Origin of the sequence: Arsukibacterium sp., from assembly GCF_033722355.1 — a bacterium.
Lineage (GTDB): Bacteria > Pseudomonadota > Gammaproteobacteria > Enterobacterales > Alteromonadaceae > Alishewanella.
Window position 1 is genome coordinate 1 of record NZ_JAWVZF010000007.1, and the last position, 22,979, is coordinate 22,979.

The window sequence follows — 22,979 nt, forward strand, 5'->3', positions numbered from 1 at the left end:
ACCATGTAGCAGACAACATCTTTATGCGAGCCTGCAGCAAGCGGAAACGTTTTATCCAGAAAGCCTTTTGAGTAATCCATGATCTGCTTGACATGGCGCTCGTTCAGCTGATTGATAACGCTAAGCTCGGTCGCCATCCAGGCAGGTTGGTTTGGCGTGTGTTGGCTGGGGGTAGGGGCCAGTGTCGTCATGTTGTTATCCTCGTTTTTGTCGGGTCTTTTTACCAAAAGTTATTTAACACTTCGGCCCGCAACTCCTGCTGTGCTCGCCACAGAACTACTGCAGGCGTCCTGCCTTCCGCAAGCCAGCTGACGCTGTTCAAATTCGTTCCTGACGAATTTGTCGCTGCCGCTTGCGCGTTCGCTCAGACACTCTGTGGCTGCGCTATCAGGATTCCGGACCTTCGTTACCGGCGCGTCTTTTAGAACGCAGACCAGTTGCTATCGGTTAAAAACTAGTCTAGGCTAAAAATCAGCATAATTTCACAATAAAAATTTTACAGTGTGAATTTTACAAAATGAAAACCAATAAAAGCCTGCTCAGAAAGTCGCATTTTTTAGGAACTAAAATAAGAAACCTGAGAAAGCGCAATAACTTAACGATGGAGGACTTGTCTACCCGTTGCATCCGGGTTAATCCGGAGCAGGCGCCGTCAGTCTCCTATCTGTCAATGATTGAACGGGGTAAGCGTACGCCCGGTATTGAAATGCTCGAGGTAATAGCAGAAGTATTTCAAAAAGACATTGACTGGTTTCTGGACGGTGAGGACCATGAACAGGATCTGACACCGCAAAAAGGCAGCCGTGGTGGTATCAGTGGTATGGCGCTGGAGCCGGGCTTTTTATTCTCGAATGACATTCTGCAAATTGCTATTCCGGAGATGCTGTCACAAACCGGTACCAGTGGTAAGCAGTTTGCCCAGCTGCTGATCCGGGCGCATCAGGAGCATCATCAGAACCACTTCCCTGAACTGGAAAGGGCAGCAGAAGAGGTCGGTCAGAAACGGATGCCGCTGAGTGTCGATGAGCTGCTGGCCATTATTAAACAGCTGGGACTGAAAGTATGCTGGTTTGACGAGCCACCCAAAGATATTCTGGATGAACTAGGTGTGTTGTCGAAAAACGTGTCCACCTCGTTTTTCACCCCGCCCGCCACCTTGCATTTAAACCGTTTGCTGCAGCAGTTTTCCACCCGCTTAAAATACGAGCTGGCAGTCCATATTGGTCATGCGGTGCTGCATAATAAAGATGGCGTCAAAAGCAGTATGACAGTAGGGGGTACTCATGATGATGAGCTGTCACATTCAAGTGGCGTGCAGCCGCAGGATATTCTGCATGCCTGGCGCGATTTTGAATCGAGCTTTTTTGCCGGTGCGCTGCTGTGTCCCAAGCTACCGTTTCGCCAGTTACTCGACCGGCAGGGGTATGAGATCAGCAGCCACCAGCAGGCAGGTGTATCCGCGTCGGTCGCCATGCGTCGCATGACAGCCGTCTCGCCTTATACGCACTGGCATTATTTTGATGCTTATACCCCGGGTAAACTGAAAGCCGTATATCGTGGTAACGGTATTCCGTTGCCATGGGGCAATATGCGCAAGGTGGAAGACCCGTGTCAGAACTGGGCAGTATTTCGGATGTTTGATGTGGACGGGGTGGCAAGCTCAGCCCAGTTGTCGTTACTGGATGTCAACGGCCAGCCACGGATTTACTGCTGTGAGTCGACTAAAGTCACTGATCTGGCAGGTAATCGTCACGTATTGTGCGCCGGCATTGACCTGAATCCGGCACTACTGGCACAGGGGGTGGATGCCGATACAATGGCCGGTGAGCTTAAGCAGCTGTGCATTAGCAGTGCCGGTGGTGCCAGAGTGCCAAAAGCTATTCAGACCTCACTAACCAGTGTCGCTAATATTTTAAATATCAACTGGGTGGCCAGAAGCTTGCAGAAACCGGCCCAGTTAATTTGCGCCAGGGGCAACAGCTGCCCGCGCAGTCCCGGCTGTTATCAGTGTGCCTAGCGAATATATTCTGTTACAACTTGGCCGCCACCGATATTTGGCTTTGGCTGATGACAGCGCTAAGATAGCCCCGATAATATCACCATAACCTACTTCTATCCGCGTATTTCAGGAACAGATAATGAAAAAACTCAGTATTATTGCTGCCAGCGTTGCGCTGGCACTAGGTTTAACCGCTTGCAGCGAACCTGCTGCCACCAAAACCAGTGAGCCGGCGGTTGCTCAGGCTGAGGCCCCACGGGTGTCTGGCGTGGACAGCCAGTATTTCGACCCGGCGGTTAAATTCAGTGAAGATTTCTTTCTGGCCGTCAACGGTAAATGGCTGGCCGAGACTGACATTCCGGCTGATAAGTCATCTTACGGATCCTTTCATATTTTAAACGACAATTCACAGCAGGCGGTTAAAGCGATTATTGATGAAGTGTCGGCCCGTACTGATTTAAAGGCCGGCTCTGACGAGCAGAAATTAGGCCATTTTTATAACAGTTTTATGGACGAAGCGACCATTGAACAGCTGGGTTTATCACCACTCCAGCCGCAACTGGATGCGATTAACTCACTGGACAGCAAAGCACAGTTACCCGCATTATTTGCCCGGTTACAACGTGATGGTATTGCCATTCCGTTTGGCTGGTTTATTAACAACGATGCCAAAAACTCTACTGAGTATGCTGTTTATCTGGGCCAGGGTGGCCTGGGGCTGCCAGACCGTGATTACTATTTTAATGATGACGAAAAATCGCTAAAACTTATTGCCGATTACAAAGCGTACTTAACCGATATGTTCAGCCTGGCAGGTCATGCTGAACCTGCGGCTGCCGCTGAGCGCGTGTTTACGCTTGAAAAAGCCCTGGCAGAGCACCACTGGACCCGGTTAGACAACCGTAATGCAGATAAGACCTACAATAAAGTTACCGTGACTGAGCTTAACAGCAGCATGGGCAGTTTCGACTGGGCCGCGTTTGCAGATGGCGTCAAACTGGCCGGCGTCACTGACATTATCGTGCGCCAGCCGAGCTACTTTGCCGGATTTGCCAAGGTTGTCGACGCCACTGACATACAAAGCTGGCAGGACTACCTGACCTTAAAAACCATCCATGGTTATGCCGACAAACTGAGCAGCAACTTTGCTGACCGTCGTTTTGCGTTTTATGGCACTACGTTAAGTGGTACCGAGCAGCAGCAACCACGCTGGAAACGGGCGGTAGATGCGTCAGATCAGGTATTGGGTGAACTGACCGGCAAACTTTATGTGGAGCGCCACTTTAAACCTGAAGCCAAGGCGCGGATGGAGGAACTGGTAGCCAACCTGATTAAGGCTTATGAAATTTCCATTAAAGAACTGGAATGGATGACTGAAGATACCAAGGTGGCAGCGCTGGATAAGCTAAGCAAGTTCACACCGAAAATTGGCTACCCGGATAAATGGAAAGATTACTCGGCCTTAGAAATAAAAGCCGATGATTTAGTCGGTAACTTTATTCGGGCCAGCCACTGGAATTACGATCAGATGGTGGCGAAGCTGGGCCAGCCGATTGATAAAAGCGAGTGGTTTATGACCCCGCAGACCGTTAATGCTTACTATAACCCGGTAAATAATGAAATTGTGTTTCCTGCGGCAATATTGCAGCCTCCGTTCTTTAATATGGATGCGGATGACGCGGTAAACTATGGTGGTATTGGTGGCGTGATTGGCCATGAAATTGGCCATGGGTTTGATGATCAGGGTGCCAAGTATGATGGTAACGGCAATTTACGGAACTGGTGGACCGAGCAGGATAAAGGTCAGTTTCAGGCGCGTGGTGCGAAGTTAATAGGTCAGTACAATAAGTTTGAACCGCTGCCGGGCGTTAATGTTAACGGTGCCGTCGCGCTGGGTGAAAACATTGGTGACTTAGGCGGCATGACGGTAGCATTAAAAGCTTACAAGTTATCGCTGGACGGTAAAGACGCACCGGTAATGGATGGCTATACCGGCGAGCAACGGTTCTTTATCAGCTGGGCCCAGGTATGGCGCACTAAGTTTCGCGAAGAAGCGCTGCGCCGCCAGTTAAGTACCGGGCCACATTCGCCGGCACATTACCGGGTAATTGGCGTACTGCCAAATATTCCTGAGTTTTACACGGCCTTTGATATTAAAGAAGGCGATGCGATGTATATCGCGCCGGAGCAGCGCGTTAAGATCTGGTAATTTACCCGTCGTCTTTCAAAATGCACGGGTGTTAGCTGCGACCATCAACTCCAATCACTTAGTAACGCTAAGCTCATGGAGATTGACGGTCTTGCTGCCTACGTGCATGTTGAAAACCATAGGGTAATATTTTTCTGCTAGACTACACAGGCTGAGCACGCAACTGCTCAGCCTTTTTTGTATATGAGTGTCCAATAGCCAAGTGATATGGCGCCGGTTACAATTCCCGCGCTGGCTCGCCACAGCAACTCACAAATGCTCGCGCATTTGCTCAGACACTCTGTGGCGCCCAGTTCGGGATTCTAACCTCTGCTACAGGCAACAGGCGACAAATTCGTCGGGAACGAATTTGAACAGCTTTGCTGGCTCGCGAAGGGCAGGATGCCCGAAGTAATTGCTGTGGCGAGCCAGAGCGGGCGTTGTAACCGGCATCTTTGCACTCAAATCGGCAGCAACACCGAGATGCTGAGGTCTGACCACTATAACAAAGAATATATAACATCCGGTTTCCCATTCACGCCATTTATACCCACTATAAGTGGCGTGGTTAACGGCCTGATGTCAATTTGGCCCGAATTTTCATATAATCGCGCCCATTCATTCTAAGAATGACGCCGCAGTAGCAAGACTGCCGGCAACGACCAAGAGGATCATACTGTGCTACAACAATATCGCGAACATGTGGCCGAGCGCGCAGCGCAAGGTATCCCGCCAAAACCGCTCAATGCCGAGCAGGTAGCCGCCTTAGTTGAACTGTTAAAAAACCCGCCAAAAGGCGAAGAAGACACCCTGGTTGATTTACTGGTAAACCGGGTACCACCCGGGGTGGATGAAGCGGCCTATGTGAAAGCCGGTTTCTTAGCCGCTGTGGCCAAAGGTGAAGCAAGCTGCAGCCTGATCACTGCTGAGCGGGCAACCGAGCTGTTAGGCACCATGATGGGTGGCTACAATATCGAGCCGTTAATCAGTTTGCTGGATAACGAAAAGCTGGCCCCGATTGCGGCGAAAGCCTTGTCACATACTCTGCTGATTTTTGATGCCTTTCACGATGTGACCGAAAAAGCTGATGCCGGTAATGCCTATGCCAAACAGGTACTGCAAAGCTGGGCCGATGCCGAGTGGTTTGAAGCCAAGCCTGCGCTGGCAGAGAAAATTACCGTTACGGTATTTAAAGTATCAGGCGAAACCAACACTGACGATTTATCCCCGGCACCGGATGCCTGGTCACGGCCGGATATCCCGCTGCATGCCCTGGCAATGCTGAAAAATAGCCGCGAAGGCATTAACCCGGATCAGCCCGGTACTGTTGGCCCGATCAAGCAATTAGAAGAGCTGAATCAGAAAGGTTATCCACTGGCCTATGTTGGCGATGTGGTAGGAACCGGTTCATCACGTAAATCAGCGACAAATTCTGTACTGTGGTTTATGGGGGATGATATTCCCTATGTGCCAAATAAGCGCGGTGGCGGTTTTGTGTTAGGTGGCAAAATTGCCCCTATCTTCTTTAACACTATGGAAGACTCCGGTGCCTTACCGATAGAAGTCGATGTCAGCAACCTGGAAATGGGCGATGTCATTGATATTCTGCCATTTGAGGGCAAAATTGTTCGCCATGGTACTGACGAAGTACTGGCCGAGTTCAGCCTGGCAACAGACGTATTAATTGATGAAGTTCGCGCCGGCGGCCGTATTCCGTTGATTATCGGCCGGGGCTTAACTGACCGGGCCCGTGAATTTTTAGGCAAAGGCCCGTCAGATAAATTCCGCCGGCCGTTACCCAAAACTGATTCTGGCAAAGGTTTTACCCTGGCCCAGAAAATGGTTGGTAAAGCTTGTGGTGTAAAAGGGATCCGGCCTGGCACCTATTGTGAGCCGAAGATGACGACCGTTGGTTCACAGGATACCACCGGCCCGATGACCCGCGATGAGTTAAAAGACTTAGCGTGCTTAGGTTTCTCTGCTGATTTAACCATGCAGTCATTCTGTCACACTGCCGCCTATCCTAAGCCGGTAGACGTAGATACCCACCATACCCTGCCAGACTTTATTATGAACCGTGGCGGCGTGGCACTGCGTCCGGGCGATGGTATTATCCACAGCTGGTTAAACCGGATGTTACTGCCAGATACCGTAGGTACCGGTGGTGACTCCCATACCCGTTTCCCGATCGGTATTTCATTCCCGGCCGGTTCTGGTTTAGTAGCCTTTGCTGCTGCGACCGGTGTTATGCCACTGGATATGCCGGAGTCGGTACTGGTGCGGTTTAAAGGCGAAATGCAGCCTGGTATTACCCTGCGTGACTTAGTGCATGCCATTCCGTACGTGGCGATTCAGAAAGGTTTATTAACCGTGGATAAGAAAGGCAAGAAGAATATCTTCTCTGGCCGTATTCTGGAAATCGAAGGTTTACCAAACTTAACGGTGGAGCAGGCGTTTGAGTTATCCGATGCCTCTGCCGAGCGCTCAGCAGCAGGTTGTACTATCAAGCTGTCGCAGGAGTCTATTGCTGAGTATTTAGAATCGAATATCGTCATGCTGAAATGGATGATTTCAGAAGGCTATGGTGATGTCCGTACCATTGAGCGCCGTATTCAGGCGATGCAGGCCTGGTTAAAAGATCCGCAGCTGATGTCAGCCGATGCTGATGCTGAATACACTGAAGTGATTGAAATCGACCTGGCGGATATTAAAGAGCCGGTATTGTGTGCACCAAATGATCCGGATGACGCCCGTTTACTGTCTGAGGTGGCTGGCGATAACATTGACGAAGTATTTATCGGATCCTGTATGACCAATATCGGTCACTTCCGGGCTGCTGGTAAGTTGCTGGATAAATACAAAGGCCAGTTACCGACCCGGTTATGGATAGCGCCGCCGACCAAAATGGACCAGGCACAGTTAACTGAGGAAGGTTACTACAGTATTTTCGGTAAAGTCGGTGCCCGCACTGAAATGCCGGGATGTTCACTGTGTATGGGTAACCAGGCCCGCGTTGCCGAGAACTCAACGGTCGTATCAACCTCTACCCGCAACTTCCCTAACCGGCTAGGTCAGGGGGCGAATGTTTACTTAGCTTCAGCGGAACTGGCAGCGGTTGCCTCTATTATTGGCAAACTGCCGACAGTAGCGGAGTATCTGGAATACGCGAAGCAAATTGATGCTACCGCGGCCGATACCTACCGTTATCTGAATTTCCATCAGATGCCGCAGTACACCAAAAAAGCAGATAATGTGATTATCCAGCAAGCGGTGTAATTGCCATTGTTGTGCTAAAGGCCTGCAACTGCAGGCCTTTTTTCTAGGTGTTAATTAGCAGCGAACAGTTAGCATGCAATAATTGACGAAATATAACTATAGTGGAGCGGGCCTGGATGCTCTGTTGGGCCGACACAGGGTGTCTGAGCGTTGCAGGCGCGAGTTACTGTGGCGAGCCCGGCAGAGTATGCAGGCGCCGCTTGCTGCCAGTTAAACGTGGAATCACAAAATGGAATACGATTTTATTTTTGATCGCACAACCCGCCAGTTCAGCATCCGGCTTGCTGGCGAACATGAGGTGTTAGGCCGTTTTTTGCTGGACGATTTTGGCCAGCAGGCAGCAGCCTATTCATCATTAATACAACAGCTGAGCTCGTTAAAACCGCAACAAAGCATGCAGTATCATGGGCGGGAGTTTTTGCTGGAAGTTGAAAACAGTGAAGTAACAATTAGCCATAACAGCCTGTTTTATCAAAGTGCCGACGAGCAAACTAACCAGCAACAAGCTTTGGCTGAAGATGATTTGCAGTTAGACCAGCAGAGCATGAGCAGCCAGTGCGGACTGGAAGATTTGCTGAAGCTGCTGCGTCAGTGGCAGCAGTTCCTGTCAGACTAATCCACCGTGGCTTTTAACGGTAACCGTAGCGTAAAACAGGTGCCTTTGCCCGGTGTGCTGCTGACTTTTACCGTACCGCCCAGTTTCTGGGTAATCAGATTGAACACAATATGTAAGCCCAGGCCGCTGCCGCCCTGTTGCCGGTTCGTGGTGAAAAAAGGGTCAAATATCCGTTCAATATTCTCGTTGCTGATGCCGGTACCGTTATCAGCAAAACGGATTTCTACCTGATCATCGAGGCGGCGGCATTCAATAGTAATTTCACCGCTGTCCCGCCCCTGAAAGCCATGAATTACCGCATTCTGGGTGAAGTTGGTTATTATCTGGCCAATGGTGCCGGGAAAGCTGTCCATTACAATGGTGTCGGGACAATCCATCTGTAACCGGACTTTGCGGTTGCGCCACATCAAGCTCAGGCTATCAAGCAATTCATCGAGATACCTGGCAAGATTAAACTGGCGCTGGTTGTCCGCAGTAAGGTCAACAGACACCTGCTTAAAATTGGCAACCAACTGGGCAGCACGCTGCAGATTGTTGTCAAGCAACTGTCCGGCCTGCACCAGTTTGCTCAGGTAGTTATCCAGCTCCTGCCGGCGGATATTGCCGCTGGCCAGTTTTTGCTGTAACAGCTGGCTTTCTTCTGTCACCACACTGTTAGCGGTCAGTGCCACGCCTAATGGCGTGTTAACTTCGTGAGCCACCCCGGCAACCAGCTGGCCCAATGCTGCCATTTTTTCGGTTCGGACCAGCTCCTTGACCGTTGATTCAAGCTGCAGCAAGGTTTGCTCGGCTTTATTTTTGGATTCCTGCAGCGCGCGGCTACGTTCATTTAAAGCCTCAGTGCGTTGCTCAACCAGCCAGGCCATTTCTTCCTGCTGTTTGCGAAGATGTTTTAAGCGGAATAAATGCAGTCCGTACAGCATGCCCAGCAACAGGCCTGCCAGCAGGGTTCTGGCCAGCCAGGTTTCCCACCACAGCGGCTTCACCTTTATTTTCAGCGTGGTCTCATTGCTCCAGCCAGATTCGGCTAACCCGGCCCGCAGCCGGAACAGATAATCACCCGGGGGTAACCGTTCAAAGCTGGCACTGCGTCCGGTATCATTCTGGGTGATCCAGTCAGACGTTACCGGATCGAGCCGGTACTGAAATTGTACCTGGGTGGTTTCAATAAATTCGCGGGTGGAGTAATGCACACTGAAACGGCGATTATCCGTGGCCGGTATTGTTAACGTTGCTTGCGGCAGTGCTATTTTCCGGCCATTCACCTCAATATCCAGGATAGCAGGTGCTGCAATGGTACCGGCAGAATAGTTCAGCACCTGCTGTGGCTGAAATAAGGTAAAACCATCCATACCACCAAAGACAATAGTGCCATCAGCCATGGTAGTGCTGGAGGCATTAATATAGTCGCTGCGCAGGGCGCCATGCCGGTAACCAAAATTCCGGAAGCGTTCAGAGGCAGGACTGAATACTGAAATACCGAAGGCACTGCTTAACCAGATGTTGCCGGCCTCATCGAGTTCTGCTGCTTTTAACTGACCACTGGCTAAGCCCCCGGCCTCAGAATATTGTCTGAAACGGGCCAAAGCGGGGTCATGAAATGGTCTGGGCAATATTAATTCAAATAAGCCGGTACCATTAGTTGCCAGCCAGTGACGATCATCAGCCGTTTTCAGATAAGCCATGGGGGCGGCAGGCAAGGTGGTAAGCACGGCGCTATCGCCGGCGGCGAGTGAATGTTCATAGATCAGGCTGGCATCCGCTGCCTGAAACCAGGACAGCCCCTGATAAGATCCCACCAGGACATAGTGCTGGCCGACAGGCTCAATAAACGTAATAGCTCGGCTGAACGGATATTGGGCCACGATGCGCTGGCTTGCTTCGTTAAGCACCACCAGCCCGAATTGATCAATGGCCAGCCACAGCAGATTATCTGAATACCATAAACGGCGCACCGGACCCGGCGGTACGTCAGCCGGCAATGGCACTTGCCGGTAATCGCCATTGGCAGGATTAACTGCGACAATACCCTGACCATGACCAAACCATATCTCGTCAGAACGTTGCAGACTGCAATAGAAGGTTAAGCCTTTGCTGATAGCGGTGGCCAGACTAAAGTTTACCCCTGCTAAGTCCAGGGTAAACAGACCATCAGCGGTACCTGCCCATAAGGTAGTGTTATAGGCGGCGAGGCTGATCGTAGCGGGGTTTCTGGCGCTGTCCATCAGCGCTAAATCGCGGCTGATACTGATAAACAGGTTATTGGCCAGATTCAGCCGGGATACGCCGCCATTCCAGGTGCCAATCCAGATACTGTCGTCCTGGTCCTGCAACAGTGCCGTGACTTTGCCATTGCCAAGACTGGATGGATTATTGCGCTGGTGATGATAGGAAACCTGCTGTTGCCAGCGCCCGTTATGCTGCGATAACCGGCTCAACCCATGTTGGGTGCCTACCCAGATATCACCGGCATTGTCCATAATAATGCTGCGAATTTCCTTACTGCTTACCCCATTGCTGTAGCTGGTAATGTCAAGTTCAGTCCAGTCGGCTGCCCCTGGCTGCTGCATCAGCAGCCCTTCGCGCTCCAGGCCCACCCACAACCGGCCCGCTTTATCATGATAGAGCGTCATGACAGAGGCATCGGGATATGGAAAGTTTTTAACAGTGATAAGCTGCTCTGTCTGGTGATCAAAGCGAATAAGACCACGCGGGGTGCCAAGCCATAAGTTGCCTGCATTATCGGCCGATAATGCAGTGATATACTGATTGGTATCACCAAACCATTGTGCCTGCTGGCTGGTGTGCTGCCACATCGCCAGCCCCTGATTGGTGCCAATCCACAGTCGTTGTTGTGTGTCCAGATGAAGCGCCAGTACCAGCGGTTCTGAATCCCTGCCGCTATGTGCCAGGCTGATGTTTTTAAAGGTGCCAGCGACCGGATCAAAGTGATTCAGACCATTAAGGGTGCCAACCCAGAGCATTCCCTGGTTATCCACCAGCAACGACGTGACAAAGTTATCACTGAGAGACTGACTGAGTTGCTGCTCAGGCAGAAATACCTGAACGGCAAAGCCGTCATAGCGATTCAGGCCACTCTGGGTGCCAATCCAGATATTGCCGCTGTGGTCCTGGGCAAGTGAAGTGACGGTAGTCTGAGATAATCCTTGTCCAATATCAATTCTGGCAAACCGTGAGGCTGCCGGAACTTCAGAAAATGATGTTGAATACAGTGGCAGGGAAAGCAGAGCCAACAGCACAGGTAACAGAGAACAGCAACATCTGAAAGCCAGGTACATAATAAAACCTTGGATGCTGAGACAACGAATATTGTGTTTATCTGATATACAGCATAGCCGCATTTGTCGCGGTTGCAATAGCGCTGCGGCGGCATTTTCTTTGCACAGTCAACGGGAATTGCCGCACCATTATGGGGCGTCTGGTGCGTTAAACGGTGTCTAAAATAAGCTATGTCTTTGTAACAAAGGTAAATTTAAAAAGTGGCACAAGGTTTTCTTGTGTTATGTGCAATCGCAGAAGATTAGTACATAAGGAAACCATCATGAAGCTTGTTTGTGCCATCATCAAGCCGTTTAAACTGGACGATGTTCGCGAAGCTATTGCAGACATTGGGGTAGAAGGTTTAACGGTTACCGAAGTAAAAGGCTTTGGCCGTCAGAAAGGACATACCGAATTATATCGCGGCGCTGAATATCAGGTCGATTTCCTGCCCAAAGTAAAACTGGAAATTGCGGTACTGGACGATCAGGTTGATCGCTTGCTGGAGGCAATTCAGCAAGCGGCTCATACCGGCCGGATCGGTGACGGTAAAATTTTTGTTTATGAGCTGGAACGTGCCGTTCGGATCCGTACCGGCGAAACTGACGCTGAAGCGATTTAAGGAGCCCTGTCATGCAAGAACAAATTTTTCACTTACAATATGCCATGGACACCTTCTACTTTCTGATTTGTGGGGTGTTGGTTATGTGGATGGCAGCTGGCTTTTCGATGCTGGAGGCCGGCCTGGTTCGTTCTAAAAACACCACTGAGATACTGACTAAAAACGTCGCGCTGTACTCAATAGCCTGCATCATGTATCTGGTGTGTGGTTATGCCTTCATGTACGGCGGGGAATACTTTCTCAGTGGTATTAATGCGGTCGATGTCGATTCGACATTAAGTGGCTTCGCTGAGCGGGAAGACGGTTTTACCGGCGGCGCGATATACTCGGGTGCCTCAGATTTCTTCTTCCAGGTCGTATTTGTTGCTACGGCGATGTCAATTGTCTCGGGTGCGGTTGCTGAGCGGATGAAACTGTGGGCCTTTCTGGCATTTGCCGTGGTAATGACCGGTTTTATCTACCCGGTGCATGGTTCATGGACCTGGGGCGCGGAAGGGATGTTTGGGATTAATCTGGACGACCAATTCGGATTCTCAGACTTTGCCGGCTCTGGCATAGTACATATGGCCGGTGCAGCAGCAGCATTAGCCGGTGTGCTGTTACTGGGTGCGCGAAAAGGCAAATACAGCAAAGATGGCAAGGTTAATGCGATTCCCGGTGCCAATATGCCTTTAGCGACGCTAGGGACGCTGGTGCTATGGATGGGCTGGTTTGGTTTTAACGGCGGCTCTGTGCTGAAACTGGGTGATATCAGTAATGCTAATGCCGTGGCGGTTGTGTTTCTTAATACTAACGCTGCTGCCGCCGCAGGCGCTGTTGCTGCGCTAATTTTATCAGTGGTGCTGTTTCGTAAGGCTGATTTAACTATGGCACTTAATGGCGCTTTGGCAGGTTTGGTTGCAATAACCGCAGAGCCGTCTACCCCAACACCACTGCAAGCCACGTTGTTTGGTGCCATTGGCGGTATACTGGTTGTCGCCTCAATAATCAGCCTGGATAAACTGAAAATTGATGATCCGGTAGGCGCTATCTCTGTCCATGGTGTCGTTGGCTTACTGGGTCTGCTATTGGTACCACTGACCAAGGAAGGAAGTACCTTCGTTGGCCAGCTGGCAGGCGCTGCGGCGATTTTCTTCTGGGTATTTATCACCAGTCTGGTGGTGTGGTATCTGTTGAAATTAGTCATGGGTATCCGGGTGAGCGAACAGGCCGAATATGAAGGTGTAGATGCGTCGGAGTGCGGCATTGAAGCCTATCCTGAGTTTGTCTCATCGGTAAAGTAAGCAGCCTGGGAAGAGCCGGTGGGACTTCCCGGGAGCGGGCTGATGATGCCATAGCTGCTCCGGCAGTCAGAGCATCGGTCAGCTGAACACTGACCACCACACTACGTCTATCCTTGTCCTTTGTCTTAGTGTCTGACGCCCCGTGGTAGTTATCGCGGGGTTTTTTAATATCCTTGGTGCCTGAAGCTGCCGCTTTGCTGACCTTGTTCGCCCGGCCTAATCAGATAGCTGTGCTATGCTCATGGGCGCTGGCTTCTCGGTCGCCCTCATTACAGCGTCAACTACTTTGGGTATATGAGGTGTTGCTGACGGGCGAAATTTACTGTGGGCCAGAAAAGCGAAAGGCCGCAAACTTCGCGGCCACTTTCGGTTCTGTTTCAGCTTATCCGTGCTGTTACTCGTCCTGAGTCATTCTTCCCTGGCTCCATCCCGGAGTGTCCAGCGGCATCATGCCGGGTCCTGCTATCCTTAACTACCACCGCCTTGTAGTAGCTCACTCGTCCTGAGTGCTCCTGAAATCATCCCTGTCATTTTGCGCTTGTGAAGCTTACAAATGTGCCATCCTGGCGTTGCTTCCTGCAATATCATCCCGATATTGACGGCTCATCCCGGAGCGTGTCCTTTATTCTTCCTTGTGCTATCCTAGCCTTGATTTACTTCCCGTAAATCTTACTGACTTCCTGTCAGTTGTCATCCGCTGACGTTGTTATTATGCAACGAAAGACGATTGCAGGGGTGATAGATTCAGAAATAAACCTGCTGTAATAATATTGTAAGACACAGAAAATTTATAATAATGCTTTTAAATCAGTAATATAAATAAAAACTTTATTGAACGCTCCGCTGAAAATAGCGTTAAAACTTACCTTTTTGTGAGATATATCTCACAGGGCAATCAGGTATTCGCCCCGGCTTTCAGCAAGCAGACAATAATTTGTCGTAAAATAAGTAACATTAATCGAGATTCAGGGAAGGGCATGGCAAGAGAACAACTGGGCATATGCGCTGAGGCTAATTTACATGCCAGCTATTTGCTACTGAATGCTTTAGAAGGGCAGGAAGCCATCTTGCGGCAGAAGTTGGCACGGATACCTTTATTGCTGGCCCGGCTGGCCGACCATTTTTCTGAAGCACAGCTAAGTGGCGTCGTCGCTGTCGGTGCTGACTACTGGGACAGCCTGTATCCGGGAGCCCGGCCGCAGGGATTTAAAGCATTCCCGTTTATCGCTAATGACAGTCTGGCTTTAGCAGAGATCTGGGCTGATCTGTTAATAGTCGTGCGCTCTGACAGACAGGATGTCAACTACATCGCGTGTCAGCAAATTGGTCAGTTATTAAAACCTCACGTTGATTTACTGGAGCAATTACAAGGTTTCCGTTATCTGGACGGCCGCGATTTAACGGGCTTTATCGATGCGCCGCAAAACCCTAAGGGTAGCCTCAAACGCAAACTTTCGCTGGTTGATCCGCTTAATCAGCCGGTATTTGCTGCAGGCAGCTACCTTTATTTGCAACGCTGGCATTATGATTTACTGCACTGGCAGCAACTGGAAATCAGCCAGCAGGAAGAGATAATGGGGATAAACAAAATCGAGGGTACTCTGTTGCAGCCACCGCGGTTGCTGCCAAATAGCCATGCGCTGTGTAGCCGGTTAGGGGAAGAGAGTAATCCGCCATTGTTGCTGATGCAAAATATGCCCTTTGCAGAACATAACAGTCATGGCCTGATCAGTGTGGGCTATGCCAGTGAGCCTGACAGTTTCAGCCGGCTGTTTGGTTATCAGCTGGGCTATCAGCATGCCAGTCAATTCCACGAACAACAGCCTGCCCGGCAATACGACTTATTTTTTGATTACTGTCATGCCGACTTATGTGCTGCGTTTTTTGCCCCTTCGCTCAGCTTTCTGGAAATGGCATGCCGGCCTGATGCTCCTCAGTAAACCCATTAGACCTTTTCGAATAGCTCAGTGACTTTAGCCAACGTAAAATTAATGTTTTTTACGCTGATGGGTGCAATAAAAATAGTATCATCACCGGCTATGGTACCTAATACCCCTTCTGCTTTGCCCACCGAGTCAAGTAAGCGGGCAATAAGTTGAGCGGCACCGGGACTGGTACGGATAATAATCATCACGTCATTATGTTCGATATCGAGCACTAACTGGCGCAACGGGCTCTTCGTGGTGGGAACGCCAAGTTCCGGCGGCAGGGTGTAGACCATTTCCTGGCGGGCATTGCGGGTGCGTACTGCGCCATATTTGCTAAGCATACGGGATACCTTCGACTGGCTGACATTGTCAAATCCGTCATTTTTCAGCGCGTCGACAATTTCACTTTGCGAGCCGAAACTTTCCGTTTTCAGTAATGCTTTAAATGCCTGAATTAAGGCTTCCTGCTTCGATTGTTTAGTCATGATGGCTTTTTCTTGTTGTTGATTGCGTGCTTATAGTAACAAATTCGGCCAGCCAGTACAGTTTGTCAGGTAAACAAGCGGAAAATTCGCTAAAATGCCAGAGCGTACCTTAGACTTTAGGCTTAAGCCGTTTGTAATTGTCGCGCCAGTTCAGTATTGTTGGCGCGTTTTATCTTACCCTGACATATGGAGAAAATCATGAAAGTTGCCGTATTAGGTGCTGCTGGCGGTATTGGCCAGGCATTATCTTTATTATTGAAATTAGATTTACCTGCGGGTACCGATCTTGCCTTGTACGATCTGGCGCCTGTTACTCCGGGTGTAGCCGTTGACTTAAGCCACATTCCAACAGCAGTAACGGTAACCGGTTATGGCAAAGAAGATTTAAACAAAGCGTTAGCCGGTGCAGACATCGTGATGATCCCAGCGGGTATGCCACGTAAACCTGGCATGGATCGGTCTGATCTGTTTAATATCAATGCCGGTGTAGTGAAAACCCTGGCCGAAGCTATTGTCCAACAGTGCCCGAAAGCGTTGGTCGGTATCATTACTAACCCGGTTAATACCACAGTTGCAATTGCCGCTGACGTATTTAAAAAGGCCGGCACTTATGATGCGCGGCGGCTGTTTGGTGTTACCACTTTAGACGTTATTCGTGCTGAAACCTTCGTTGGTGAATTAAAAGGCAAGAACCCGCAAGACATTACCGTGCCGGTAATCGGTGGCCACAGTGGTACCACTATTTTACCGCTGTTATCACAGGTTGAAGGCGTCAGTTTCACTGATGACGAAGTATCGTCACTGACTCACCGTATTCAGAACGCGGGCACTGAAGTAGTAGAAGCTAAGGCAGGCGGTGGATCGGCAACATTATCAATGGGTCAGGCCGCTGCCCGGTTCTGTCTTTCTCTGATAAAGGGCTTACAGGGTGAGTCAGTCACCGAATACGCGTATGTTGAAGGTGACGGCGAGCACGCCCGTTTTTTTGCTCAGCCATTACAGCTTGGTAAAAACGGTGTGGAAAAGTTACTGTCAATTGGCAAGCTGAGCAGCTACGAGCAAAAAGCAATGAATGATATGCTGGATACGCTCAAAGCAGATATCACCCTTGGTGAAGAGTTCGTTAAAAATAACTAAGCGTTATTCAGTTAGCAAAAAGGCGCATTCTGCGCCTTTTTATTTTGAATAATTTGACAAAAAACTAGTGACTGCGCGATACCGCCATTTCTGTCAGCGCAAGCAACGCTTGTTTATAAGCGGATTCCGGAATGTTATCCAGCGCACGACGTGCTTTTTCCGCTTCCTGCTCAGCAATACGGCGGGTGTAACCAAAGGCATTAGTCTGTTCCATTGCCTGCAGGATTTCGGCCAGATTAGCCATGCCATTACCTTCAGTGATGGCGCTGCGAATAAGCGCCTGCTGTACCGCACTCCCGTGTTTCAGGGCATGAATAAGCGGCAGGGTAGGTTTACCTTCAGCCAGATCATCACCGATATTCTTACCCAGTTCTGCCGCATCTGCCTGATAATCGAGAACATCATCAATTAACTGAAACGCCGTGCCAAGATGCATCCCATACAATTTCATGCTGTTTATTACAGCGTCAGGCTGTTCAGCAATAACGCCGGCTAACTGGGTAGCTGCTTCAAACAGCTTGGCGGTTTTGCAGTAAATTACCTGCATGTAGTTCTGTTCACTGGTATCAGGCTCATTGACGTTCATCAGCTGCAGCACTTCGCCTTCAGCGATCACATTGGTAGCGTCTGCCAAAATGCGCATAATGCGCATATCATCCAGCGCGACCATCATCTGGAATGAACGGCTGTATAGAAAGTCACCGACCAGTACGCTGGCCTGATTACCAAATACGGCATTGGCGGTTTGCTTGCCCCGGCGCAGCGTTGACTCGTCGACAACATCATCATGCAGCAGGGTCGAGGTATGAATAAATTCAATAATCGCTGCAACGCTCAGGTGCTTACTGCCCTGATAACCTAAAGCGCGGGCGGCAAGAACCGCTAATAAAGGGCGAAGCCGTTTACCACCACTATTAACGATATAGATACCGAGCTGATTGATCAGTGCTACGTCTGATTTCAACTGGGAAAAGATATGCTGGTTTACTGCGGCCATATCAGCGTCGCTGAGCTGGCGTATGTCGTCAAGCGTCATGAAAAAACAACTGCTGAACCCCCGGAATGGCGGCAATTCTACACTATAGTAGCCGCCGGCATAAAGAGAATATCGATCCTTTTCTTTCACCGGTGATCTTTTTTATAATTGTGCTTGCGGCTATCTGGGAAATTGCGTACAATTCGCGCCCTGTGATTTGAATTAAACACGCCTCTGATGCCCCTGATATTGTACAGGGCGTAGGCGTGGCTTGTACGGAGTTAACTATGTACGCGGTTTTCCAAAGTGGTGGCAAACAACACCGTGTGACGGAAGGTCAAACGCTTCGTCTAGAAAAACTAGACTTAGAAACCGGCGCAACGATTGAATTTACCCCGCTGATGATCGCCAATGGCGAAGAGATCAGTATTGGTGCCCCTTTAGTTGAAGGTGGCAAGGTAGTAGCGGAAGTGGTCAATCATGGCCGTGGCGATAAATTAAAAATCGTTAAATTCCGTCGTCGTAAACATTCACGTAAACAGATGGGTCACCGTCAGTGGTTTACTGAAGTTAAAATTACCAGCATCAGCGCGTAACAGGAGTATCGACACATGGCAAGTAAAAAAGGTGTAGGTAGCACTCGTAACGGTCGCGATTCAGAAGCTAAACGTCTTGGTGTCAAGCGGTTTGGTGGTGAGTCGGTATTAGCTGGTAGCATCATTGTTCGTCAACGTGGTACTAAGTTCCACGCGGGTAGCAATGTCGGCATCGGTAAAGACCACACTTTGTTCGCTTTAACTGAAGGTAAAGTGAAGTTTGAAGTGAAAGGCGAGCACAACCGTAAATTCGTTAGCATCGTTAGCGAATAAGCAACATATATTGGAAAAACCCCGCCTGGTGCGGGGTTTTTTTATAAATTTTCTCCCCTCACAATGACATGGGTTATACTTAGCGGCTACGGCACGCGCCGATGTTTTTACAGTGGATCAGGACACAGCACATGAAGTTTGTAGATGAAGCGGTAATCCGGGTTGAAGCCGGCGATGGCGGTAACGGCATTATCAGTTTTTTACGCGAAAAATTTATCTCTAAAGGCGGCCCGAACGGAGGGGATGGCGGAGATGGTGGTGACGTGTACCTGGTGGCTGATGAAAACCTCAATACCCTGGTTGATTTTCAGTTTGAAAAGTACCACAGCGCTGAGCGTGGTCAGAATGGCGGTAGCGTTAATTGCACCGGCAAACGGGGCAGCGATTTGGAGCTTCGGGTACCGGTAGGCACTCGTGCTGTTGATATGGATACTGATGAAGTTATCGGCGATCTGACAACCAATGGTCAGAAACTGATGGTAGCGAAAGGGGGTTGGCATGGTTTGGGAAATGCCCGCTTTGCCAGCAGCACTAACCGGGCCCCCCGCAAGAAAACCAATGGCACACCAGGTGAAATCCGTAATTTACGGTTGGAGTTACTGCTGCTTGCCGATGTCGGGTTGCTGGGTTTACCGAATGCAGGCAAGTCAACCCTGATCCGCTCTGTCTCGGCAGCTAAGCCCAAAGTAGCAGACTATCCGTTCACTACCCTGGTGCCGAATCTGGGCGTGGTTCGGGTTGAAGCCCACCGTTCATTTGTTATTGCAGATATCCCCGGGCTGATAGAAGGCGCAGCAGAAGGCGCAGGGTTGGGGATACAGTTTTTGAAACATCTGGAGCGTTGCCGGTTATTACTGCATGTTATTGATGTGTTACCGGCAGATGGCTCTGATCCTGCTGAGAATGCTAAAACGATTATTCAGGAATTGCATAAGTACAGCAGTAAACTGGCTGCCAAACCGCGCTGGCTGGTATTTAATAAGCTTGATTTAGTGTTAGATGATGAGCTGGAGCAGATTATTTCTGACGTGACTAGCGCGTTGGATTGGCAAGGGCCGGTATTTAAAATTTCAGCCGCAGGGCGCACGAATACAGAACGTCTGGCTGCTGAGATCCTGAATTATATTGAGCAGTTACCTACAGAGCAGGTTGAATCTGAAGTCGCTGATCCGGTTCATTTTAAATGGGATGATTATCACGACGATGCAGCCAGGCAACTGGCAGACGATCTGGATGATGATGATGACTTTGATGATGACGACTATGATGTTGAAGTCATCTATCAGCGCTAAGGTGGGACATGAAAGTTGCGATGATAGCCGCCATGGCGAACAACCGGGTTATTGGCAAAGACAACCAGATGCCATGGCATTTGCCAGCAGATTTAAAGCATTTTAAAGCCATTACCCTGGGTAAGCCGGTATTGATGGGGCGTAAAACCTTTCAGTCAATAGGGCGGCCTTTACCTGGCCGACGCAACCTGGTGATTAGCCGGGCAATACCAGAAAATACTCAGGGGGTAGAGTGGTTTAACAGTGTAGAGCAAGCTCTGGCTGCCGTATCTGACAATGCCGAGGTAATGGTTATCGGTGGCGGTGAGATATACCGGCAATGCTTGCCACTGGCAGAAACTTTATATTTGACTGAAATTGAGCTGGCTACAGATGGCGATGCTTATTTTCCCGATTATCATGCTGCCGGCCCCTGGCAGTTAGTTGCTGAGCAACAATACCCGGCAGACGCCAACAACCCATACCAGTACCGTTTTATTACATTGCATCGAAATAAGACCTAGTGTGGTATTTGCACAGGTTGTAACATGTTGCTAAGATGCTGGTTAACGATCCAGCTGAGGAGTAGTAAATGAGATTGGTCCCAACCTTATTATGCACAGCCGCGCTGACTGCCGCTGTTGTAATGTCGCCGGTAGCTGTTGCCGACCAGCAGTTGGCAGCATCTATGTGCGATTATGTCGCAGCTAACGACAGAAACCGTTTGCGTAAGGTACTCAGTGATTACCGGCTGCGTTTACGGAATATATATGATGGCGTTGTCTGTGATGGCGAAACGTTAATTCGTCATGCTTTTAAAAATAATGCTCCTGATGTCGGGGAGTTTATTGTCCGGCAATTGCCAGGCTCACAGGTCGCTGAATCTGGTGATATTGCCTGGGCAGAAAGTAATGGCTATGCCGATTCGCCATTATTAGCCGCTTTAAAAGATCGGGCTGGTGCGGGCGATTAACGGTATTCAGATATAAAAAAATCCGCTGTTTAGCGGATTTTTTTTTACCCCTGTATTCCGGTTATACCCGGAACTGCTCCACTGACTGCCGTAACTCTTCTGCCAGCCGTGCTACTTCATGACTGGAGTCAGAAGTTTGCTCGGCGCCCGAGGCGGTCTCTTCAGCGATGGCGACGATCGATTCTAGTAACTGGCTTATCTCATTAGATACCTGATTCTGCTCCTTGGCTGCTCCCGAAATCTGCTCACTCATATCATGCGCCAAGTGCACGGCATGGGTAATCGAGTCCAGCGCCGAGGTTGCTACTTCGGTCTGGGTTACGCAGTTTTCGGCTTGCTTCTTGCCTTTATTCATTGCTTCAACAGCCGCTTGCGCACCGCCTTGCAGGACCTGGATCATTGCCTGAATTTCCTGTGTCGACGCCTGAGTTTTACTGGCAAGCGAACGTACTTCATCTGCGACCACCGCAAAACCACGTCCTTGCTCACCAGCACGGGCCGCTTCAATAGCCGCATTCAGCGCCAGTAAATTGGTTTGCTCGGCGATACCACGAATAACATCCAGAATACTGCCGATAGAGGCACTGTCTTTATGCAACTTATTAATGACGATTGAAGCCTGCTCAACTTCTTTGGACAGTTGAATAATGGTACTTTTGTTGTCCAGTGAAATACCTTTGACCCGTTCCGCTTCTTTGTCGGCATTCTTGATTTCCGCCAAAGCATCATTAGAGCTTTGCAGCACACCCTGCGAGGTACTGCTCATTTCAGTGGTCGCTGTCGCAGCCTGCGTTACCTGTGACTTTTGCTCCCGAATTGCCTGAGTGGTCTGCACGGTAATCGCAGATGTTTGCTCTGACGCTGCTGCCAGCTGGGTAGAGCGGGAAATAATGCCCTGGATTAGTTGTTGCAGGTTACTGACAACTTTATTGACATTGCGCGCCAGTTCACCAAATTCATCTTTAGAAGACGCATCGAGAGTTTTAGTCAGATCGCCTGATGCAACCACACCCAGCATGGTATTAACCTCAGCCAGGGGTCTGACAATCCGTCTGACCGTGACGGTAGCGATAAATATCGAGAGCAGAATAGAAATAACAACTACAATAGATATCCAGGTTATCGCGTTGTCGACGCCGGTAGTGGCATTTTGCTCGATTTCATGGGCAGCCGCTCTGGTTAATCCTAACAGTGTATCAAGCCTTTCCATACCCGTTTGCGTCAGCTGGTTGGCTGCTGTCAACTGGGCTTCTGCGGCGCTAGAGCCGGCCAGTAATTTTACTTTTAATGCCGGGATACCATCACTACCTTCTAAGAAGTCTGATATTTGCTGCACTTTTTCGGCAATATCGGCTGTCAGCGGTACTGAGTTACCGGCGTCCTGCTGAATAATCGCTACGTGTTCACGCAGTTCCTGCAGCCGGAACGCAATTTCGTTACTAACGGTCGCGACAGTGGTATCGGTCTCAGTGCGATTTAAATCAATCACATTATTAATCAGGGTATTAATGCCAGTTTCAATCTGGGTTGCTGCCTGATAAGCCTTGGGGAAGCGACGTTGTACATCACGCACATCGGTGAAGTCAAGGATTAGCGACGCCAGGTCATCCGCACTGAATTCCAAATCGCTTATTTTGCTGGCAATAGTGGTGCGAAGCCGGATATTGTTGTCTAACAGACGTTGCAGATCGGTACTGGCGTCTATAAAGCGGCTGTAAATTTCAGCAACTTGCTCTGCGCCTGCCTTTAACTCAGGATGCTGGGCAATCGCCTGCTCTAAGGCATCAGCAGCTTTGTCATAAATAGCTTTTTCTTCAGCGAACCGTTGATTGACTGCCGCAGTACGTTCCAGGGTATCGGCATAAAAGCCCTGCAGACTGGCCCGGCTCATCGTCACAAATTCGGTCTTCATTGTTGCACTGTTTTCAAGTGCCGGAATAGACACTTCATTCACTTCAGTGGTGGCATTGCTAATATTATTAAGACTAAGATAAGCAGTAATACCAATAAACAGCAGTAACAGAGAAATGATGGCAAAACCACCCATAACCCGCAACGCTACAGTTAACTTCATAAT

Annotated in this window: 17 protein-coding genes and 1 pseudogene; 13 read left to right on the plus strand and 5 right to left on the minus strand. The window is 49.6% G+C overall.

Going from position 1 to position 22,979, the window contains the following annotated elements:
• Positions 1-191: pseudogene (locus R3177_RS01650) on the minus strand (malate synthase); the annotation flags it as partial.
• Between the two features lie 326 nt (positions 192-517).
• On the opposite strand from R3177_RS01650, the gene R3177_RS01655 reads away from it, so the two are divergent.
• From R3177_RS01655 to R3177_RS01670, 4 genes are all read left to right on the plus strand, one after another.
• Positions 518-2,017 (plus strand): DUF3612 domain-containing protein, encoded by a 1,500-nt coding sequence (locus R3177_RS01655; RefSeq protein ID WP_318969305.1) that lies wholly within the window; start codon positions 518-520, stop codon positions 2,015-2,017.
• 121 nt (positions 2,018-2,138) lie between these two features.
• Positions 2,139-4,208 (plus strand): M13 family metallopeptidase, encoded by a 2,070-nt coding sequence (locus tag R3177_RS01660; protein WP_318969306.1) that lies wholly within the window; start codon positions 2,139-2,141, stop codon positions 4,206-4,208.
• Between the two features lie 657 nt (positions 4,209-4,865).
• On the plus strand, positions 4,866-7,463 hold the full coding sequence (acnB, locus tag R3177_RS01665; protein WP_318969307.1) for a bifunctional aconitate hydratase 2/2-methylisocitrate dehydratase: 2,598 nt from the start codon (positions 4,866-4,868) through the stop codon (positions 7,461-7,463).
• 229 nt (positions 7,464-7,692) lie between these two features.
• The gene (locus R3177_RS01670; protein ID WP_318969308.1) at positions 7,693-8,079 is read left to right on the plus strand and encodes a YacL family protein; all 387 of its coding nucleotides are present in this window, start codon (positions 7,693-7,695) and stop codon (positions 8,077-8,079) included.
• Here the strand turns inward: R3177_RS01670 and R3177_RS01675 are convergent.
• Positions 8,076-11,339, minus strand: a complete 3,264-nt coding sequence (locus R3177_RS01675) for a two-component regulator propeller domain-containing protein (protein WP_318969336.1) — start codon at positions 11,337-11,339, stop codon at positions 8,076-8,078. The genes R3177_RS01670 and R3177_RS01675 overlap by 4 nt on opposite strands.
• A 302-nt stretch (positions 11,340-11,641) precedes the next feature.
• Here R3177_RS01675 and glnK point away from each other — a divergent pair, with 302 nt between their 5' ends.
• From glnK to R3177_RS01690, 3 genes are all read left to right on the plus strand, one after another.
• Entirely contained in the window at positions 11,642-11,980 is a 339-nt protein-coding gene (gene glnK, locus R3177_RS01680; protein WP_046552658.1) for a P-II family nitrogen regulator, read from the plus strand.
• A gap of 11 nt (positions 11,981-11,991) precedes the next feature.
• Complete coding sequence (locus R3177_RS01685) at positions 11,992-13,263, plus strand: ammonium transporter (protein WP_318969309.1); 1,272 nt, start codon at positions 11,992-11,994, stop codon at positions 13,261-13,263.
• 977 nt (positions 13,264-14,240) lie between these two features.
• A complete protein-coding gene (locus R3177_RS01690) occupies positions 14,241-15,203 on the plus strand; it encodes a Dyp-type peroxidase (RefSeq protein ID WP_318969310.1) in 963 nt (320 codons plus the stop codon).
• A gap of 5 nt (positions 15,204-15,208) precedes the next feature.
• Here R3177_RS01690 and argR read toward each other — a convergent pair whose 3' ends face one another.
• Complete coding sequence (gene argR / locus R3177_RS01695) at positions 15,209-15,676, minus strand: transcriptional regulator ArgR (protein WP_318969311.1); 468 nt, start codon at positions 15,674-15,676, stop codon at positions 15,209-15,211.
• Positions 15,677-15,874: 198 nt separating this feature from the next.
• Between argR and mdh the strand changes: the two genes are divergently transcribed.
• Positions 15,875-16,813: a malate dehydrogenase gene (gene mdh, locus R3177_RS01700; protein ID WP_318969312.1), complete on the plus strand. Its 939-nt coding sequence runs from the start codon at positions 15,875-15,877 to the stop codon at positions 16,811-16,813.
• A gap of 64 nt (positions 16,814-16,877) precedes the next feature.
• Here the strand turns inward: mdh and ispB are convergent, their stop codons facing one another.
• Positions 16,878-17,849 carry an octaprenyl diphosphate synthase gene (ispB, locus tag R3177_RS01705; protein ID WP_318969313.1) on the minus strand — a complete coding sequence of 324 codons (972 nt, stop codon included), beginning with the start codon at positions 17,847-17,849 and terminating at the stop codon, positions 16,878-16,880.
• Between the two features lie 227 nt (positions 17,850-18,076).
• On the opposite strand from ispB, the gene rplU reads away from it, so the two are divergent.
• The 5 genes from rplU to R3177_RS01730 all read left to right on the plus strand — a co-directional run bounded on the left by rplU (position 18,077) and on the right by R3177_RS01730 (position 20,902).
• The gene (rplU, locus tag R3177_RS01710) at positions 18,077-18,385 is read left to right on the plus strand and encodes a 50S ribosomal protein L21 (protein ID WP_019675068.1); all 309 of its coding nucleotides are present in this window, start codon (positions 18,077-18,079) and stop codon (positions 18,383-18,385) included.
• 15 nt (positions 18,386-18,400) lie between these two features.
• Entirely contained in the window at positions 18,401-18,658 is a 258-nt protein-coding gene (gene rpmA, locus R3177_RS01715; RefSeq protein ID WP_217668692.1) for a 50S ribosomal protein L27, read from the plus strand.
• A gap of 131 nt (positions 18,659-18,789) precedes the next feature.
• Complete coding sequence (gene cgtA / locus R3177_RS01720) at positions 18,790-19,950, plus strand: Obg family GTPase CgtA (RefSeq protein ID WP_318969314.1); 1,161 nt, start codon at positions 18,790-18,792, stop codon at positions 19,948-19,950.
• 8 nt (positions 19,951-19,958) lie between these two features.
• Positions 19,959-20,453, plus strand: coding sequence for a type 3 dihydrofolate reductase (folA, locus tag R3177_RS01725; RefSeq protein ID WP_318969315.1), 495 nt, complete (start codon positions 19,959-19,961; stop codon positions 20,451-20,453).
• A 68-nt stretch (positions 20,454-20,521) separates the two neighbouring features.
• On the plus strand, positions 20,522-20,902 hold the full coding sequence (locus R3177_RS01730; RefSeq protein ID WP_318969316.1) for a DUF3718 domain-containing protein: 381 nt from the start codon (positions 20,522-20,524) through the stop codon (positions 20,900-20,902).
• Positions 20,903-20,963: 61 nt separating this feature from the next.
• Here the strand turns inward: R3177_RS01730 and R3177_RS01735 are convergent, their stop codons facing one another.
• The gene (locus R3177_RS01735) at positions 20,964-22,976 is read right to left on the minus strand and encodes a methyl-accepting chemotaxis protein (protein WP_318969317.1); all 2,013 of its coding nucleotides are present in this window, start codon (positions 22,974-22,976) and stop codon (positions 20,964-20,966) included.
• Between the last annotated feature and the right edge of the window lie 3 nt (positions 22,977-22,979).

What these genes read in the sequence shown, in the direction of transcription:
- glnK (WP_046552658.1), top strand. Translation starts at nt 11,642, where the DNA reads ATGAAGCTTGTTTGTGCCATCATCAAGCCGTTTAAACTGGACGATGTT.
- R3177_RS01735 (WP_318969317.1), bottom strand. Translation starts at nt 22,976, where the DNA reads ATGAAGTTAACTGTAGCGTTGCGGGTTATGGGTGGTTTTGCCATCATT.
- rpmA (WP_217668692.1), top strand. Translation starts at nt 18,401, where the DNA reads ATGGCAAGTAAAAAAGGTGTAGGTAGCACTCGTAACGGTCGCGATTCA.
- mdh (WP_318969312.1), top strand. Translation starts at nt 15,875, where the DNA reads ATGAAAGTTGCCGTATTAGGTGCTGCTGGCGGTATTGGCCAGGCATTA.
- R3177_RS01655 (WP_318969305.1), top strand. Translation starts at nt 518, where the DNA reads ATGAAAACCAATAAAAGCCTGCTCAGAAAGTCGCATTTTTTAGGAACT.
- R3177_RS01690 (WP_318969310.1), top strand. Translation starts at nt 14,241, where the DNA reads ATGGCAAGAGAACAACTGGGCATATGCGCTGAGGCTAATTTACATGCC.
- R3177_RS01670 (WP_318969308.1), top strand. Translation starts at nt 7,693, where the DNA reads ATGGAATACGATTTTATTTTTGATCGCACAACCCGCCAGTTCAGCATC.
- ispB (WP_318969313.1), bottom strand. Translation starts at nt 17,849, where the DNA reads ATGACGCTTGACGACATACGCCAGCTCAGCGACGCTGATATGGCCGCA.
- R3177_RS01685 (WP_318969309.1), top strand. Translation starts at nt 11,992, where the DNA reads ATGCAAGAACAAATTTTTCACTTACAATATGCCATGGACACCTTCTAC.
- R3177_RS01730 (WP_318969316.1), top strand. Translation starts at nt 20,522, where the DNA reads ATGAGATTGGTCCCAACCTTATTATGCACAGCCGCGCTGACTGCCGCT.
- rplU (WP_019675068.1), top strand. Translation starts at nt 18,077, where the DNA reads ATGTACGCGGTTTTCCAAAGTGGTGGCAAACAACACCGTGTGACGGAA.
- folA (WP_318969315.1), top strand. Translation starts at nt 19,959, where the DNA reads ATGAAAGTTGCGATGATAGCCGCCATGGCGAACAACCGGGTTATTGGC.
- R3177_RS01660 (WP_318969306.1), top strand. Translation starts at nt 2,139, where the DNA reads ATGAAAAAACTCAGTATTATTGCTGCCAGCGTTGCGCTGGCACTAGGT.
- argR (WP_318969311.1), bottom strand. Translation starts at nt 15,676, where the DNA reads ATGACTAAACAATCGAAGCAGGAAGCCTTAATTCAGGCATTTAAAGCA.
- cgtA (WP_318969314.1), top strand. Translation starts at nt 18,790, where the DNA reads ATGAAGTTTGTAGATGAAGCGGTAATCCGGGTTGAAGCCGGCGATGGC.